At 47.3% G+C, this 14,506-nt stretch carries 14 protein-coding genes and 7 pseudogenes; 11 read left to right on the top strand and 10 right to left on the bottom strand.

From position 1 onward, the window contains the following. Window positions 1-5: 5 nt before the first annotated feature. Window positions 6-1,202: a YjgN family protein gene (locus C1P89_RS16270; RefSeq protein WP_000079608.1), complete on the bottom strand. Its 1,197-nt coding sequence runs from the start codon at window positions 1,200-1,202 to the stop codon at window positions 6-8. Between the two features lie 125 nt (window positions 1,203-1,327). Between C1P89_RS16270 and C1P89_RS16275 the strand changes: the two are divergent. After that, window positions 1,328-1,632: pseudogene (locus C1P89_RS16275) on the top strand (IS1-like element transposase); the annotation flags it as partial. A gap of 41 nt (window positions 1,633-1,673) precedes the next feature. Here C1P89_RS16275 and istB read toward each other — a convergent pair. Beyond that, the gene (istB, locus tag C1P89_RS16280; protein ID WP_000544823.1) at window positions 1,674-2,471 is read right to left on the bottom strand and encodes an IS21-like element IS21 family helper ATPase IstB; all 798 of its coding nucleotides are present in this window, start codon (window positions 2,469-2,471) and stop codon (window positions 1,674-1,676) included. Further along, window positions 2,471-3,643, bottom strand: a complete 1,173-nt coding sequence (gene istA / locus C1P89_RS16285; RefSeq protein ID WP_000952382.1) for an IS21-like element IS21 family transposase — start codon at window positions 3,641-3,643, stop codon at window positions 2,471-2,473. Before istA ends, istB begins: the two co-directional genes overlap by 1 nt. Window positions 3,644-3,745: 102 nt before the next feature. On the opposite strand from istA, the pseudogene C1P89_RS16290 reads away from it, so the two are divergent. Then, window positions 3,746-4,159, top strand: a pseudogene (locus C1P89_RS16290) (IS1-like element IS1A family transposase); the annotation flags it as partial. A gap of 25 nt (window positions 4,160-4,184) precedes the next feature. Continuing rightward, the gene (locus C1P89_RS16295) at window positions 4,185-4,688 is read left to right on the top strand and encodes a GNAT family N-acetyltransferase (RefSeq protein ID WP_001059389.1); all 504 of its coding nucleotides are present in this window, start codon (window positions 4,185-4,187) and stop codon (window positions 4,686-4,688) included. A gap of 45 nt (window positions 4,689-4,733) precedes the next feature. Here C1P89_RS16295 and rraB read toward each other — a convergent pair whose 3' ends face one another. Continuing rightward, window positions 4,734-5,150, bottom strand: coding sequence for a ribonuclease E inhibitor RraB (gene rraB / locus C1P89_RS16300; protein ID WP_000002953.1), 417 nt, complete (start codon window positions 5,148-5,150; stop codon window positions 4,734-4,736). A 161-nt stretch (window positions 5,151-5,311) separates the two neighbouring features. Between rraB and argF the strand changes: the two genes are divergently transcribed. Then, window positions 5,312-6,316 carry an ornithine carbamoyltransferase gene (argF, locus tag C1P89_RS16305; RefSeq protein WP_000012928.1) on the top strand — a complete coding sequence of 335 codons (1,005 nt, stop codon included), beginning with the start codon at window positions 5,312-5,314 and terminating at the stop codon, window positions 6,314-6,316. Between the two features lie 71 nt (window positions 6,317-6,387). On the opposite strand, the pseudogene C1P89_RS16310 reads toward argF, so the two are convergent. Beyond that, a pseudogene (locus tag C1P89_RS16310) lies at window positions 6,388-7,416 on the bottom strand (DNA-binding protein); the annotation flags it as partial. A 40-nt stretch (window positions 7,417-7,456) separates the two neighbouring features. Between C1P89_RS16310 and C1P89_RS16315 the strand changes: the two are divergent. After that, window positions 7,457-8,154, top strand: a protein-coding gene (locus C1P89_RS16315) for an IS1-like element IS1A family transposase (protein ID WP_237158186.1) whose coding sequence is annotated in 2 segments (ribosomal slippage) — window positions 7,457-7,706 and window positions 7,706-8,154 — 699 coding nt in all. Because the reading frame shifts where the segments join, the coding sequence is not laid out codon by codon here. A 15-nt stretch (window positions 8,155-8,169) separates the two neighbouring features. Here C1P89_RS16315 and C1P89_RS16320 read toward each other — a convergent pair. From C1P89_RS16320 to C1P89_RS16340, 5 genes and pseudogenes are all read right to left on the bottom strand, one after another. Beyond that, window positions 8,170-8,817, bottom strand: a pseudogene (locus C1P89_RS16320) (DNA-binding protein); the annotation flags it as partial. A 122-nt stretch (window positions 8,818-8,939) separates the two neighbouring features. Beyond that, window positions 8,940-9,263, bottom strand: a pseudogene (tabA, locus tag C1P89_RS16325) (toxin-antitoxin biofilm protein TabA); the annotation flags it as partial. A 14-nt stretch (window positions 9,264-9,277) separates the two neighbouring features. After that, window positions 9,278-9,975 (bottom strand): IS1-like element IS1A family transposase gene (locus tag C1P89_RS16330; RefSeq protein ID WP_094096600.1). Its coding sequence is split into 2 segments (ribosomal slippage): window positions 9,278-9,726 and window positions 9,726-9,975, totalling 699 coding nucleotides; the frame shifts between segments, so codons are not numbered across the junction. A 56-nt stretch (window positions 9,976-10,031) separates the two neighbouring features. After that, a pseudogene (gene tabA / locus C1P89_RS16335) lies at window positions 10,032-10,169 on the bottom strand (toxin-antitoxin biofilm protein TabA); the annotation flags it as partial. A 144-nt stretch (window positions 10,170-10,313) separates the two neighbouring features. Further along, window positions 10,314-10,906 (bottom strand): annotated as a pseudogene (locus tag C1P89_RS16340) (TetR/AcrR family transcriptional regulator). 70 nt (window positions 10,907-10,976) lie between these two features. On the opposite strand from C1P89_RS16340, the gene bdcA reads away from it, so the two are divergent. The 6 genes from bdcA to ridA all read left to right on the top strand — a co-directional run bounded on the left by bdcA (window position 10,977) and on the right by ridA (window position 14,503). After that, window positions 10,977-11,690: an SDR family oxidoreductase gene (gene bdcA / locus C1P89_RS16345; protein WP_000500693.1), complete on the top strand. Its 714-nt coding sequence runs from the start codon at window positions 10,977-10,979 to the stop codon at window positions 11,688-11,690. A 130-nt stretch (window positions 11,691-11,820) separates the two neighbouring features. Further along, window positions 11,821-12,216 carry a RidA family protein gene (locus tag C1P89_RS16350; RefSeq protein ID WP_000230281.1) on the top strand — a complete coding sequence of 132 codons (396 nt, stop codon included), beginning with the start codon at window positions 11,821-11,823 and terminating at the stop codon, window positions 12,214-12,216. 280 nt (window positions 12,217-12,496) lie between these two features. Then, complete coding sequence (gene pyrL, locus C1P89_RS16355) at window positions 12,497-12,631, top strand: pyr operon leader peptide (RefSeq protein WP_001296693.1); 135 nt, start codon at window positions 12,497-12,499, stop codon at window positions 12,629-12,631. Between the two features lie 3 nt (window positions 12,632-12,634). After that, the gene (gene pyrB / locus C1P89_RS16360) at window positions 12,635-13,570 is read left to right on the top strand and encodes an aspartate carbamoyltransferase (protein ID WP_000013046.1); all 936 of its coding nucleotides are present in this window, start codon (window positions 12,635-12,637) and stop codon (window positions 13,568-13,570) included. A gap of 12 nt (window positions 13,571-13,582) precedes the next feature. Then, window positions 13,583-14,044, top strand: coding sequence for an aspartate carbamoyltransferase regulatory subunit (pyrI, locus tag C1P89_RS16365; protein ID WP_000148581.1), 462 nt, complete (start codon window positions 13,583-13,585; stop codon window positions 14,042-14,044). 72 nt (window positions 14,045-14,116) lie between these two features. After that, window positions 14,117-14,503 (top strand): 2-iminobutanoate/2-iminopropanoate deaminase, encoded by a 387-nt coding sequence (gene ridA / locus C1P89_RS16370; RefSeq protein ID WP_000047539.1) that lies wholly within the window; start codon window positions 14,117-14,119, stop codon window positions 14,501-14,503. The last annotated feature ends 3 nt before the right edge of the window (window positions 14,504-14,506 follow it).

Genomic DNA, 14,506 nt, shown 5'->3' on the forward strand with positions numbered 1-14,506 from the left:
ATCTCTTACAGAAATGGTAAAGAAGGCATAATTCCCCGTGAAATACTGGCTAAGAATCCTTTATCTGGTTGTTCTTCTTTATTGATTAAAGGAAGGTCATCCAAATCGCCCAGCAAATACGTATTTTTTGCCTGCCAGTCAATCATCCATATTTTCAGCAGTGGATAAGCCAGACCGCCCGTAATCCCGGATATCACCACCAACGCACACATGCGATAAAGCATACCGTGGTATGTTAAAGTTGAGCGAAAACGAATACGCCCATCATTCAGTGACAGGTTGCTCATAAAATGATTTCGCAACGACACCGTTAAATAACTGGTGCTAACAGCAATCCCAAAATAATAGATTAACTGCGCGATTATCATTTTACGTTGCATTTCCATAAATTGCTGTAAATTCTCAATATCATCATTTGCATACCCAGAACTATCATACTCATTTAATATTTGATCGAAGATAATATAACCAGCAACAGCGAGAAAAGGTAATAAAGCCAAAAATGCGAGAATGGCATATTTTATACAATATGTAGTATCTAATTTCACCTTGAAACGATGTATACCGAAACTGGTATTACTCCAGAGAAAACTCATTACCAGACTATATAAAGTGCCATTAAAAATACCAATGAAAACAATACAAACTATTGTCATCAGAACCACAGATATAATAACGCTACTTGAACTATTGGCATGTAGCATCTTTGTCGAGATAAAGAAAACAGTCCCCATCCCAAGGGCCATTAAAATCGGCAAGAAAAAGGTCACCCACCAGAACCCTTTCATAGAGCAATTAAAACTAAATCTTACGCCGTTGAGACTGGTCATCAAGGCCTGATAACGCAGTCCTTTTGCTGCCATAAATATAAGCAAAACCAACAGTGACAAAGTCAAAACACAGCCAATAAGCGGCATATCTGCTGACACTGTCATTAAGATTGCGAAATAGAAAAAAACAAAAACAAGACAACTAACAAAAACATTCCCACCGGTAATCCCATAAGAAAATCGTTGTCCGTTAACTTCCATATTAGCATAGAGATAACGCTTACATTTCATTAATGCCCATGGTAAATAGATACCTAGCGTTATAATCGTTAACAACACATTCACCACACAAATAAGAAAATATCTCTCACCTGTACCATGAAAAACAAACGAATGGGACGGAACATCCATATCATTAATAACTTGAGCCATAAAAGTTCCCTGAATTAAAAAATCCATTGATATAATTTATATATACAGACAGTAAAATGTTCTGCCACGTGGTGATGCTGCCAACTTACTGATTTAGTGTATGATGGTGTTTTTGAGGTGCTCCAGTGGCTTCTGTTTCTATCAGCTGTCCCTCCTGTTCAGCTACTGACGGGGTGGTGCGTAACGGCAAAAGCACTGCCGGACATCAGCGCTATCTCTGCTCTCACTGCCGTAAAACATGGCAACTGCAGTTCACTTACACCGCTTCTCAACCCGGTACGCACCAGAAAATCATTGATATGGCCATGAATGGCGTTGGATGCCGGGCAACTGCACGCATTATGGGCGTTGGCCTCAACACGATTTTACGTCACTTAAAAAACTCAGGCCGCAGTCGGTAACCTCGCGCATATGTCAACGCCACGATGTTTGACCGTTATTTGCCATTTTCATGCCCGCTAAATACTTTCGTTACTGATGCTGTCCGCTTTCCACCATTTCATCATCACTGATTGGCGTTGTGTTTTTGGTCAGCACTCCAGCTTTACGTTTCTCTTTTAACCGGTAACTCTCTCCTTTGATATTCAGCGTGGTTGAGTGATGTAGCAGCCGATCCAGGATCGCTGTTGCCAGTACGTGATCTCCGAACATTTCTCCCCAGTCTGCGAACCCTTTGTTTGACGTCAGTATGATGCTCGCTTTTTCATATCGACGGTTCAGTAGCCGGAAGAACAGACTGGCTTCCTCTCTGTTCATCGGCAGATAGCCTATTTCATCCAGGATCAACACCCGGGCATAACTCAGTTGCTGTAGCTGACGCTCCAGCCGGTTTTCCTGTTTCGCTTTCATCAGTGTCGCGATCAGTCTGTCCAGTGGCATAAACAGTACCCGATGTCCCGCATCCATCGCTTTCACGCCAAGAGCTATGGCCAGATGAGTTTTTCCGACACCAGGAGGGCCCAGCAGGATCACGTTTTCGCTGCGCTCCACGAACGCCAGACCAGCCAGTTCCCGGACAACCTTACGGTCGATGCCCGGCTGGAAGGTAAAGTCGAACTGCTCCAGCGTTTTGACCCACGGCAGACGAGCCTGCTTCAGCCTGGACTCCATACCGCGCTGATGCCTGCCGTTCCATTCCTGCTGTAGCGCCATGCACAGGAACTCCCGGTAGTTCAGCTCTTTTTTAGCTGCCTGTTCCAGCAGGCTTTCAACGTGATAACTCAGATGCTCCATTTTCAGGCGACTCAGCAGGACTTCCAGTTCATGCATCACAACAGCTCCTCATAGGCACTCAGTGGTCGATGTTCCACCTGACTGACCTGCTGCCAGAGCGGGGCGTGATGCTCCGGCACTGTCTGCCAGCCAGACGATGCTGAACAGAGGCGATGTGAGGCCACCAGTTTCTCATTACTGTAGATCCGCAACTCGTCATCCAGCGATATTCGTATCGATACCGGCTGACCACACAGCGCTTCGGGAACGCTGTAACGATTACCACCAACCTCGATATAGCTGTCCCAGGACACATGGCGGATATCGAAGTAACTGGTATCGAAGTCTGTATCCGGTAACGGCTGCAGATGTTCCTGCTCCAGCGCGAAGCGCTGTTCCGGCGTTTCTTTGAACTGGCGAAGCTCCCGTTTGTCAGCCACATCGGCTATCCATTGCTCCAGTTGTTGATTGACATGAGTGAAGCTGTCGAACCTGCGGTACCGGACGAAGAAGTTCTCCTTGAGGTATTTCACCATCCGCTCAACCTTACCTTTTGTTCTGGCCCTGCGTGGACGGCATGCCCGTGGCAGGAAGTTATAGTGGTCAGCCAGCAACAGGAATCCGGAGTTGAACACGACTTTCCCGTTGTTATTCTTCAGCACCGCAGCCTTCTGGTTATCAACCAGCACCGTTTTCACACAACCACCGAAGTAGCGGAAGGCGCGAACCAGTGATTCGTAGGTATGCTCAGCATCCTGTTTTGGTGCGGCGAAGACATGGAAGCTGCGGGAGAACCCCAGCGTATTAACCGCAAAGTTAACTTTGCACCGTTGCCCGGCAACCTCCACCTCAACTTCGCCCCAGTCATGCTGGAGCTGGTATCCAGGCTGAGTTTCGAAGCGAACTGTTCTTTTTGACGGACGCATTTTACGTTTGGGCTGGATGTAGTAACGCAGCATGGAACGTCCGCCCGTATAACCCATTGCCTTAATCTCCGCGAAGATAACCTCGCTATTCCAGACATTCTCTGCCAGGCGCATGTCGATGTAATCCATAAACGGTTTCAGCTTAACCATTTTGTGGCGGGTCTTTCTGGCTGGCGGTTCAGGGTATTTGAGGTAGCGTCTGACCGTCCGTTCAGAGCAACCAATCTGAGTCGCAATATCGACGATGTACGCGCCCTGCTGGCGCATTTGCTTTATCATGTAAAAGTCCTCTCTGCTCAGCATGTTGATGTCCTTTCTGGTGTGAGAACCTTAAGGAAACAACATGTTGGGTGGAGCGGACAATCCAAATGGCGAATTACCGTCTTATATCACTGGCGCTGACACATACAGCCGGGCAGTGACGTCATCGTCTGCGCGGAAATGGACGAACAGTGGGGCTATGTCGGGGCTAAATCGCGCCAGCGCTCGCTGTTTTACGCGTATGACAGTCTCCAGAAGACGGTTGTTGCGCACGTATTCGGTGAACGCACTATGGCGACGCTGGGGCGTCTTATGAGCCTGCTGTCACCCTTTGACGTGGTGATATGGATGACGGATGGCTGGCCGCTGTATGAATCCCGCCTGAAGGGAAAGCTGCACGTAATCAGCAAGCGATATACGCAGCGAATTGAGCGGCATAACCTGAATCTGAGGCAGCACCTGGCACGGCTGGGACGGAAGTCGCTGTCGTTCTCAAAATCGGTGGAGCTGCATGACAAAGTCATCGGGCATTATCTGAACATAAAACACTATCAATAAGTTGGAGTCATTACCGGGTTAAACTATGAATAACATTGCGCCGCAATCACCTGTAATGCGTCGCCTGACGCTGCTGGATAATCCTGCTATCGCCCGCGTCATTCGTCAGGTATCCGCCGAATACGGTCTTACCGCTGATAAAGGCTACACCGTCGCCGATCCGAATCTTGACGAGCTGTATCAAGTGTATAGTCAGCCTGGCCATGCATATTGGGTGGTTGAGTACGAGGGTGAAGTGGTCGGCGGCGGTGGGATTGCGCCATTAACCGGGAGTGAGTCGGACATTTGCGAACTGCAAAAGATGTATTTTCTTCCGGCTATTCGCGGTAAAGGGCTAGCGAAAAAACTGGCCTTAATGGCGATGGAGCAGGCACGAGAGATGGGCTTCAAACGCTGCTATCTGGAAACGACCGCTTTTTTAAAGGAAGCCATTGCGCTTTATGAGCATTTGGGCTTTGAGCATATCGACTATGCGCTTGGCTGCACGGGCCATGTCGATTGTGAAGTGCGGATGCTACGCGAACTCTAAAAAAATGCCCGCTAGTATGTGCTATCGGGCATTTTAATCAATTAATTAGTGGCGAACCCCGTCATCGTCTTCATCGACAAAATCTTCATCGTCGCCATCTTCGCCGTTAGGATCTTCAAAGTAAGTGCCCCAACCGTCGTACTCAACGTCAAATTTCTCCGCCAGCGTCATCAGTTGTTCAACCTGGGCATCGATCAGATCGGCATTCAACGCGCACTCGCTGAGGATGTCGCAGCAAATCACGATATCACCATCTTCAACTTCCAGCTCTTCTGGATCGGTCACTTCGTAACCGAGTTTAAACGCTTCAACTGCCGCTTTTTCCAGAGTTTCCAGATCGTCTGCGGAAAGATGGTGTTCGATGGTGTACAACGCGTCCGGATCGCTGCCATCTTCCAGTAATTCTTCAATAATCAAACGTGTTTCTTCACGCTGTTCTTCCAGTTGTTCCGGGTTTGCCATGGCTCATTCCTCTTAATGTCCTGCCGATACTCTTATTGTCACACACCACTGACATTGCCTCCACCTTTGTGATAAAGATTTATGCTTTAGACTTGCAAATGAATAATCATCCATATAAATTGAATTTTAATTCATTAAGGCGTTAGCCACAGGAGGGACCTATGTCCGGGTTTTATCATAAGCATTTCCTGAAATTACTCGATTTCACGCCAGCTGAACTCAACAGCCTGCTGCAGTTAGCCGCGAAGCTGAAAGCCGATAAGAAAAGCGGTAAAGAAGAAGCCAAACTCACTGGTAAAAACATCGCGCTCATCTTCGAAAAAGACTCGACCCGTACCCGATGCTCTTTCGAAGTTGCCGCATATGACCAGGGGGCTCGTGTTACTTATCTCGGCCCAAGCGGCAGCCAAATTGGTCATAAAGAGTCGATTAAAGACACTGCCCGCGTGCTTGGTCGCATGTATGACGGTATTCAGTATCGCGGCTATGGTCAGGAGATTGTCGAAACACTGGCGGAATACGCTGGCGTGCCGGTATGGAACGGCCTGACCAATGAGTTTCACCCCACGCAGCTGCTGGCGGATCTCCTCACCATGCAGGAGCATTTGCCCGGCAAAACGTTCAACGAAATGACGCTAGTCTATGCAGGTGACGCACGTAACAACATGGGCAATTCGATGCTCGAAGCTGCAGCGCTTACCGGTCTGGATTTGCGTCTGGTCGCGCCACAGGCATGCTGGCCGGAAGCTGCGCTGGTTACGGAATGCCGCGCCCTGGCACAACAAAATGGCGGGAATATTACGCTGACGGAAGATGTAGCTAAAGGAGTTGAAGGTGCTGACTTTATCTATACCGATGTATGGGTGTCGATGGGTGAAGCAAAAGAGAAATGGGCTGAACGCATTGCATTGCTGCGTGATTATCAAGTGAACAGCAAGATGATGCAGTTGACCGGTAACCCGGAGGTCAAATTCCTCCACTGCCTGCCCGCGTTTCATGACGACCAAACGACGCTTGGCAAAAAAATGGCGGAAGAGTTTGGCCTACATGGCGGAATGGAAGTGACTGATGAGGTCTTCGAATCTGCCGCCAGCATTGTATTTGATCAGGCGGAAAACCGCATGCATACCATCAAAGCGGTGATGGTCGCGACGCTCAGTAAATAATTGATATCGCTATAAAGATGCCGGGAAATACAAAAACATCCCGGCGTCACATTATTTTATGCAGTGATAGTTCAATTATTCCACCCCAATTTTTTTATTGCTATACGTAAATCTTCCGGAGGATTTAATTTTCCTAACTGTTCTTCATTAATATATCCATATATATTGATTTTGCCATTCCGGAGGATTTTCATCATTCTTGTTCTAATTTTTAATTCATTACCCATCTTTTCTTCAAAAATCTTAACGACATAACCCGGAAGTTTATTTACAATTTCTTTTGTTTTTTCTTCATCACCATAAACATATCCTAACTCATTAAGATACAGCTGTTCGCCCTCATAACACTTAAGTAATTGATAGAAGTACCACTTAGCAAAATCAGGTTGCTTCATGAAAAAATCCTTCAAAAAAATATCATTTACTAAAATGCTGACAGGCACTTCATTAAATAGTAACTTAACATCATCAAATAACCTTAGTATTAAGCGTGATTTTTCTTGATTGCTTAAGCTAAAATCATTGACATATGCAACCAACTTATCCCAAATCAATTCCTGTAATTTACGGCTATTTTTATAGGGTTCTTTATCGAGATTGAAAAATAAGGTCTCAGCTATTTTAATTTTAGATTGATCGCAGCTAAAATCTTTAGATTGATCGCAGCTAAAATCAATATGATTTATCACGGAGCATGCATACTTTATCTTTTCAGAATCACCAAAATATTGCATTCTTTTATTAAAACACCAATCCAGTATTCTTACATCATTAATATATGGGGATTTTAAAAAAGTCTCCAGAATCGAATCGATGACCGGTGTAAGGTTAACTTTTGCATCATCTAAGGAATCAATAAGAATATGAGACAGGTTAACTTTGATGTCATTAATTTCATTGTCAGTAGCTTTCTTATTATTAAGAAGATAATTATTTACTGCGTTAAGGTCATCTATTTCTTTCAGTATCCCTTTTTCACCAAGCAAGTATGAAATCGATTCATTACATACATAAGGCATTAATAGCAGATGTTCTTTCCTTATTGCTAATAATGCATTGTTCAATGGTTTTTCTAATAAATCCGTGGTGATGCTGCCAACTTACTGATTTAGTGTATGATGGTGTTTTTGAGGTGCTCCAGTGGCTTCTGTTTCTATCAGCTGTCCCTCCTGTTCAGCTACTGACGGGGTGGTGCGTAACGGCAAAAGCACTGCCGGACATCAGCGCTATCTCTGCTCTCACTGCCGTAAAACATGGCAACTGCAGTTCACTTACACCGCTTCTCAACCCGGTACGCACCAGAAAATCATTGATATGGCCATGAATGGCGTTGGATGCCGGGCAACTGCACGCATTATGGGCGTTGGCCTCAACACGATTTTACGTCACTTAAAAAACTCAGGCCGCAGTCGGTAACCTCGCGCATACAGCCGGGCAGTGACGTCATCGTCTGCGCGGAAATGGACGAACAGTGGGGCTATGTCGGGGCTAAATCGCGCCAGCGCTCGCTGTTTTACGCGTATGACAGTCTCCGGAAGACGGTTGTTGCGCACGTATTCGGTGAACGCACTATGGCGACGCTGGGGCGTCTTATGAGCCTGCTGTCACCCTTTGACGTGGTGATATGGATGACGGATGGCTGGCCGCTGTATGAATCCCGCCTGAAGGGAAAGCTGCACGTAATCAGCAAGCGATATACGCAGCGAATTGAGCGGCATAACCTGAATCTGAGGCAGCACCTGGCACGGCTGGGACGGAAGTCGCTGTCGTTCTCAAAATCGGTGGAGCTGCATGACAAAGTCATCGGGCATTATCTGAACATAAAACACTATCAATAAGTTGGAGTCATTACCTAAATCCGTAATCGTAGAATCAACTGAATCTTTACAACTCACCTGCGAGTTATTCAAGTCCTGAGAATTATTTAACTCCTGCGGAATATTTAATAGACGAGCTATTTCCTTGTTAGCTTCGCGTTGGTAACATGCCAGAATCTTGTTAGTAATCAGGTGTAATGAACTCTCATCTTTTCTTTCAAAGGACTTTCCTTCATAACGATTAGTCGAACCATCAGGTTGTTGAAATATAATAGCCGTATGTCCTTGACGAGTCCCCATAGTAGTGAAAGCGGAAAGTGTGATTTCTATTTCCACCTTAGATAAATCCGCTCGTTCCCCTTCAGGATTATTCATAACAAACTTCATTATCTCACTGCCATCATTATTTTTGATATAAGATGAGGACTCAATATGAGCCATCATATTTCTTCCCGCTTCGTTGGAGCGTTTGCTAAAATCCACATAACCTAGAGTAAATATTTTTACCAAAAATTCCAAAAATGTCTTAGGATCAAGGATATTTCTTGTGTTATCCTGCCCCTCGGCATTACGGGCAAAATTATTCATTCCAACACGCCAGGTATTTAAAACTTCACTTTTTTGTTTAAAATTGTCGGCTAATGTAATGTGTTGAGAATAATTCAAATCTGATATTTTGCTCATGACGAACTCCTTGAGTTAATAAGAACGTCTAAGCATTACAAATTTTACTCACAAAAAAATATCAAAAAACGCTCTTTTCACAAACTCGCCGTAAACCTGGAGTTATTTACGGCGAAAAGTCATCACGCCATCAGCATCTTCACTACTGCTTTGCGAACCTGGGCTGGTGCACCCACTGCGCACAGCGGTTTATGCACTTCCCCCGGATAAAACACAACAAAATCACCTTCATTAAGGATAACTGTTTTCTCATCAACGCCTTCCGGCAAAAATGCGATGTCTTTATCAGCTAACCAGTCGGTATCCGGCGTGCCTGCAGGTTGCGTGCTGAAGGTCATGCCTTCCTGACCTTTTAACACAATCTGAATGTCGAGATAGCGGGCATGGTACTCCGTACGGCGAGCTTCGTGCGGCTCGGTCATATCTTCCGAGATAAGATAAAACAGGTAATGACTCCAACTTATTGATAGTGTTTTATGTTCAGATAATGCCCGATGACTTTGTCATGCAGCTCCACCGATTTTGAGAACGACAGCGACTTCCGTCCCAGCCGTGCCAGGTGCTGCCTCAGATTCAGGTTATGCCGCTCAATTCGCTGCGTATATCGCTTGCTGATTACGTGCAGCTTTCCCTTCAGGCGGGATTCATACAGCGGCCAGCCATCCGTCATCCATATCACCACGTCAAAGGGTGACAGCAGGCTCATAAGACGCCCCAGCGTCGCCATAGTGCGTTCACCGAATACGTGCGCAACAACCGTCTTCCGGAGACTGTCATACGCGTAAAACAGCCAGCGCTGGCGCGATTTAGCCCCGACATAGCCCCACTGTTCGTCCATTTCCGCGCAGACGATGACGTCACTGCCCGGCTGTATGCGCGAGGTTACCGACTGCGGCCTGAGTTTTTTAAGTGACGTAAAATCGTGTTGAGGCCAACGCCCATAATGCGTGCAGTTGCCCGGCATCCAACGCCATTCATGGCCATATCAATGATTTTCTGGTGCGTACCGGGTTGAGAAGCGGTGTAAGTGAACTGCAGTTGCCATGTTTTACGGCAGTGAGAGCAGAGATAGCGCTGATGTCCGGCAGTGCTTTTGCCGTTACGCACCACCCCGTCAGTAGCTGAACAGGAGGGACAGCTGATAGAAACAGAAGCCACTGGAGCACCTCAAAAACACCATCATACACTAAATCAGTAAGTTGGCAGCATCACCGATAAAACAGACGATTGCCTTCGATATCGTGCTTGCCCTTTGGCGTTTCTGCCGTAACGTGTGCTTTGATATGCTCAATCGCCAGGCGTAACTCCTGGGGTAGCCACGGCTGAAGATTATGAATATTTCCGATGATCATCTTTTCCACTCCTTAATTAAAACAATGTTTCATTTCCATCGTTATACGAAAAGATGATCAATTCCGCTAGCCTTAATGCGTGAATTATTGTCTTATCACAACTTATCGGCAGGCGCGTTCCCGCCTTTCGGGTCAAGGCCCGCATCACTCCTTGAGAATAGTTTTTATCGCTTCCCCCGCCAGTGCAGCTGTTGCACAGAGTTGTTCGATGGAGTGCCCTCCCGAGCCTTCGCAGAAAGCCCTGACATCACGGTACTCATAAAATCAGTCACACATTGTGCGCTTTGTGGATGCCGCCTGGCGATATAGTCATAAATGGCCGTTTCTGCGGCGTGATAATATTGAACGGCAATATCACGCGCTTGTGGATCATGACTATGAATGCCTTCAAGAACCATACAGCCAGCGCAGCCGCCGTTTTGGCTATATCTGCGCGCCGCTTCTTTTAATACCTCAGCCAGGCACTCCCCTACCGGACGATCATCACGAAGAATATCGGCAAGCGGAATAGCTTCCGTACCGACATATTCATTGAGTACACGGCTAAATAACCCAGCCTTACTGCCAAAAGCCGCGTAGAGGCTCGGGGGGTTAATACCAAGATAATCAGTAACTTCAGCAACACTGACAGCATCGAAACCTTTTTGGTGAAAAAGCACTTTTGCCGCAGAGACTGCCTGCTCAGGAGCGAAACGTCTGGGACGACCTGGAACGCGAGATTGTTTTTTAGTGACCATTACAAAACTTGTTGACAGAAAGTTAAAACAGTTTTGTAATGCATGTTACATAATAAATCAAGGAGTCCTTATGGGCGCTTTTACAGGTAAGACAGTTCTCATCCTCGGTGGCAGTCGTGGTATCGGTGCCGCTATCGTACGTCGTTTCGTCACCGATGGGGCCAATGTACGATTCACCTATGCGGGGTCGAAAGATGCCGCTGAACACCTGGCACAAAAGACTGGAGCGACAGCAGTATTCACAGATAGTGCTGACAGAGACGCTGTCATTGATGTCGTTCGTAAGAGCGGCGCATTGGATATCCTGGTGGTAAATGCAGGTATTGGCGTCTTTGGCGATGCCCTGGAATTGAATGCCGACGATATTGATCGCCTTTTCAAAATCAATATTCATGCTCCTTATCATGCCTCTGTTGAAGCCGCCCGGCAGATGCCCGAAGGCGGGCGCATCTTAATCATCGGCTCCGTGAATGGCGATCGTATGCCTGTTGCAGGCATGGCTGCTTATGCCGCCAGTAAATCTGCCCTGCAAGGCATGGCGCGCGAGCTGGCCCGTGATTTCGGACCGCGTGGGATCACCATCAACGTCGTCCAGCCAGGGCCAATTGATACCGACGCTAATCCCGCCAACGGGCCAATGCGCGATATGTTGCATAGTTTTATGGCTATCAAAAGACATGGGCAACCGGAAGAGGTCGCTGGTATGGTCGCATGGTTAGCAGGGCCAGAAGCCAGTTTTGTTACCGGCGCGATGCATACCATTGATGGCGCGTTTGGCGCATAACCGACTACGCTCAATTAAGCCCAGCCATTTCCCATGATGTCTGGGTTTTGTTTACTCACGTCGTCCGCTAAAAGCGGCTCCTGGTAAATATAAATCTTCTGTTCATGTCGTAAATCTTGAGGATAACCAAATGGTAGAAAGAACCGCTGTTTTCCCTGCAGGCCGACATTCACTGTATGCTGAACATCGTTATTCTGCGGCTATTCGTTCCGGCGATTTGCTGTTTGTTTCCGGGCAAGTAGGAAGTCGAGAGGACGGAACACCAGAACCCGATTTTCAGCAACAAGTCAGACTGGCATTTGATAATTTGCATGCGACCCTGGCTGCTGCGGGATGCACTTTTGACGATATCATTGATGTTACGAGCTTCCATACCGATCCAGAAAACCAATTTGAAGACATCATGACGGTGAAAAATGAAATATTTAGCGCCCCACCTTATCCAAACTGGACGGCGGTAGGTGTTACATGGCTGGCAGGCTTTGATTTTGAAATTAAAGTGATAGCGCGCATCCCTGAGCAGTAAGCAATAGTGTTAGCCGTTCGTTTTCACACTCCGCCCTATAAGTCGGATGAATGGAATAAAATGCATATCTGATTGCGTGAAAGTGAAAAAGGAAAAAGCAGGAAATGTCTGCAATTATTGATACCGAACGACCGTTCCCCTGCAGAATCACAACAAATAAAAATGCATGTATTTTGACTTATAATTCAAATAAACCGTTTGCGCTGACAAAATATTGCATCAAATGCTTGCACCGCTTCTGACGATGAGTATAATGCCGGACAATTTGCCGGGAGGATGTATGGTTCAGTGTGTTCGACATTTTGTCTTACCGCGTCTGAAAAAAGACGCTGGCCTGCCGTTTTTCTTCCCGTTGATCACCCATTCCCAGCCCCTCAATCGAGGGGCTTTTTTTTGCCCAGGCGTCAGGAGATAAAAGATGGCTAATCCGCTATATCAGAAACATATCATTTCCATAAACGACCTTAGTCGCGATGACCTTAATCTGGTGCTGGCGACAGCGGCGAAACTGAAAGCAAACCCGCAACCAGAGCTGTTGAAGCACAAAGTCATTGCCAGCTGTTTCTTCGAAGCCTCTACCCGTACCCGCCTCTCTTTCGAAACTTCCATGCACCGCCTGGGTGCCAGCGTGGTGGGCTTCTCCGACAGCGCCAATACATCACTGGGTAAAAAGGGCGAAACGCTGGCCGATACCATTTCGGTTATCAGCACTTACGTCGATGCGATAGTGATGCGTCATCCGCAGGAAGGTGCGGCGCGCCTGGCCACCGAGTTTTCCGGCAATGTACCGGTACTGAATGCCGGTGATGGCTCCAACCAACATCCGACGCAAACCTTGCTGGACTTATTCACTATTCAGGAAACCCAGGGGCGTCTGGACAATCTCCACGTCGCAATGGTTGGTGACCTGAAATATGGCCGCACCGTTCACTCCCTGACTCAGGCGTTAGCGAAGTTCGACGGCAACCGTTTTTACTTCATCGCGCCGGACGCGCTGGCAATGCCGCAATACATTCTGGATATGCTTGATGAAAAAGGGATCGCCTGGAGTCTGCACAGCTCTATTGAAGAAGTGATGGCGGAAGTAGACATCCTGTACATGACCCGCGTGCAAAAAGAGCGTCTGGACCCGTCCGAGTACGCCAACGTGAAAGCGCAGTTTGTTCTTCGCGCCAGCGATCTCCACAACGCCAAAGCCAATATGAAAGTGCTGCATCCGCTGCCGCGTGTTGATGAGATTGCGACGGATGTTGATAAAACGCCACACGCCTGGTACTTCCAGCAGGCAGGCAACGGGATTTTCGCTCGCCAGGCGTTACTGGCACTGGTTCTGAATCGCGATCTGGTACTGTAAGGGGAAATAGAGATGACACACGATAATAAATTGCAGGTTGAAGCTATTAAACGCGGCACGGTAATTGACCATATCCCCGCCCAGATCGGTTTTAAGCTGTTGAGTCTGTTCAAGCTGACCGAAACGGATCAGCGCATCACCATTGGTCTGAACCTGCCTTCTGGCGAGATGGGCCGCAAAGATCTGATCAAAATCGAAAATACCTTTTTGAGTGAAGATCAGGTAGATCAACTGGCATTGTATGCGCCGCAAGCCACGGTTAACCGTATCGACAACTATGAAGTGGTGGGTAAATCACGCCCCAGTCTGCCGGAGCGCATCGACAATGTGCTGGTCTGCCCGAACAGCAACTGTATCAGCCATGCCGAACCGGTTTCTTCCAGCTTTGCCGTGCGAAAACGCGCCAATGACATCGCGCTCAAATGCAAATACTGTGAAAAAGAGTTTTCCCATAATGTGGTGCTGGCCAATTAATTGCGGTTGGTAATAAAAGTCTGGCTCCCTATAATGAGCCAGACTTTTTACCGCTGTAATAAAGGAGAAATCATGAGCAAAACTATCGCGACGGAAAATGCACCGGCAGCTATCGGTCCTTACGTACAGGGCGTTGATCTGGGCAATATGATCATCACCTCCGGTCAGATCCCGGTAAATCCGAAAACGGGCGAAGTACCGGCAGACGTCGCTGCACAGGCACGTCAGTCGCTGGATAACGTAAAAGCGATCGTCGAAGCCGCTGGCCTGAAAGTGGGCGACATCGTTAAAACCACCGTGTTTGTGAAAGATCTGAACGACTTCGCAACCGTTAATGCTACCTACGAAGCCTTCTTCACCGAACACAATGCCACCTTCCCGGCACGTTCTTGCGTTGAAGTTGCCCGTCTGCCGAAAGACGTGAAAATTGAGATCGAAGCGATCGCTGTTCGTCGCTAATCT

It is taken from the genome of Shigella sonnei (assembly GCF_002950395.1).
Taxonomy (GTDB): domain Bacteria; phylum Pseudomonadota; class Gammaproteobacteria; order Enterobacterales; family Enterobacteriaceae; genus ECMA0423.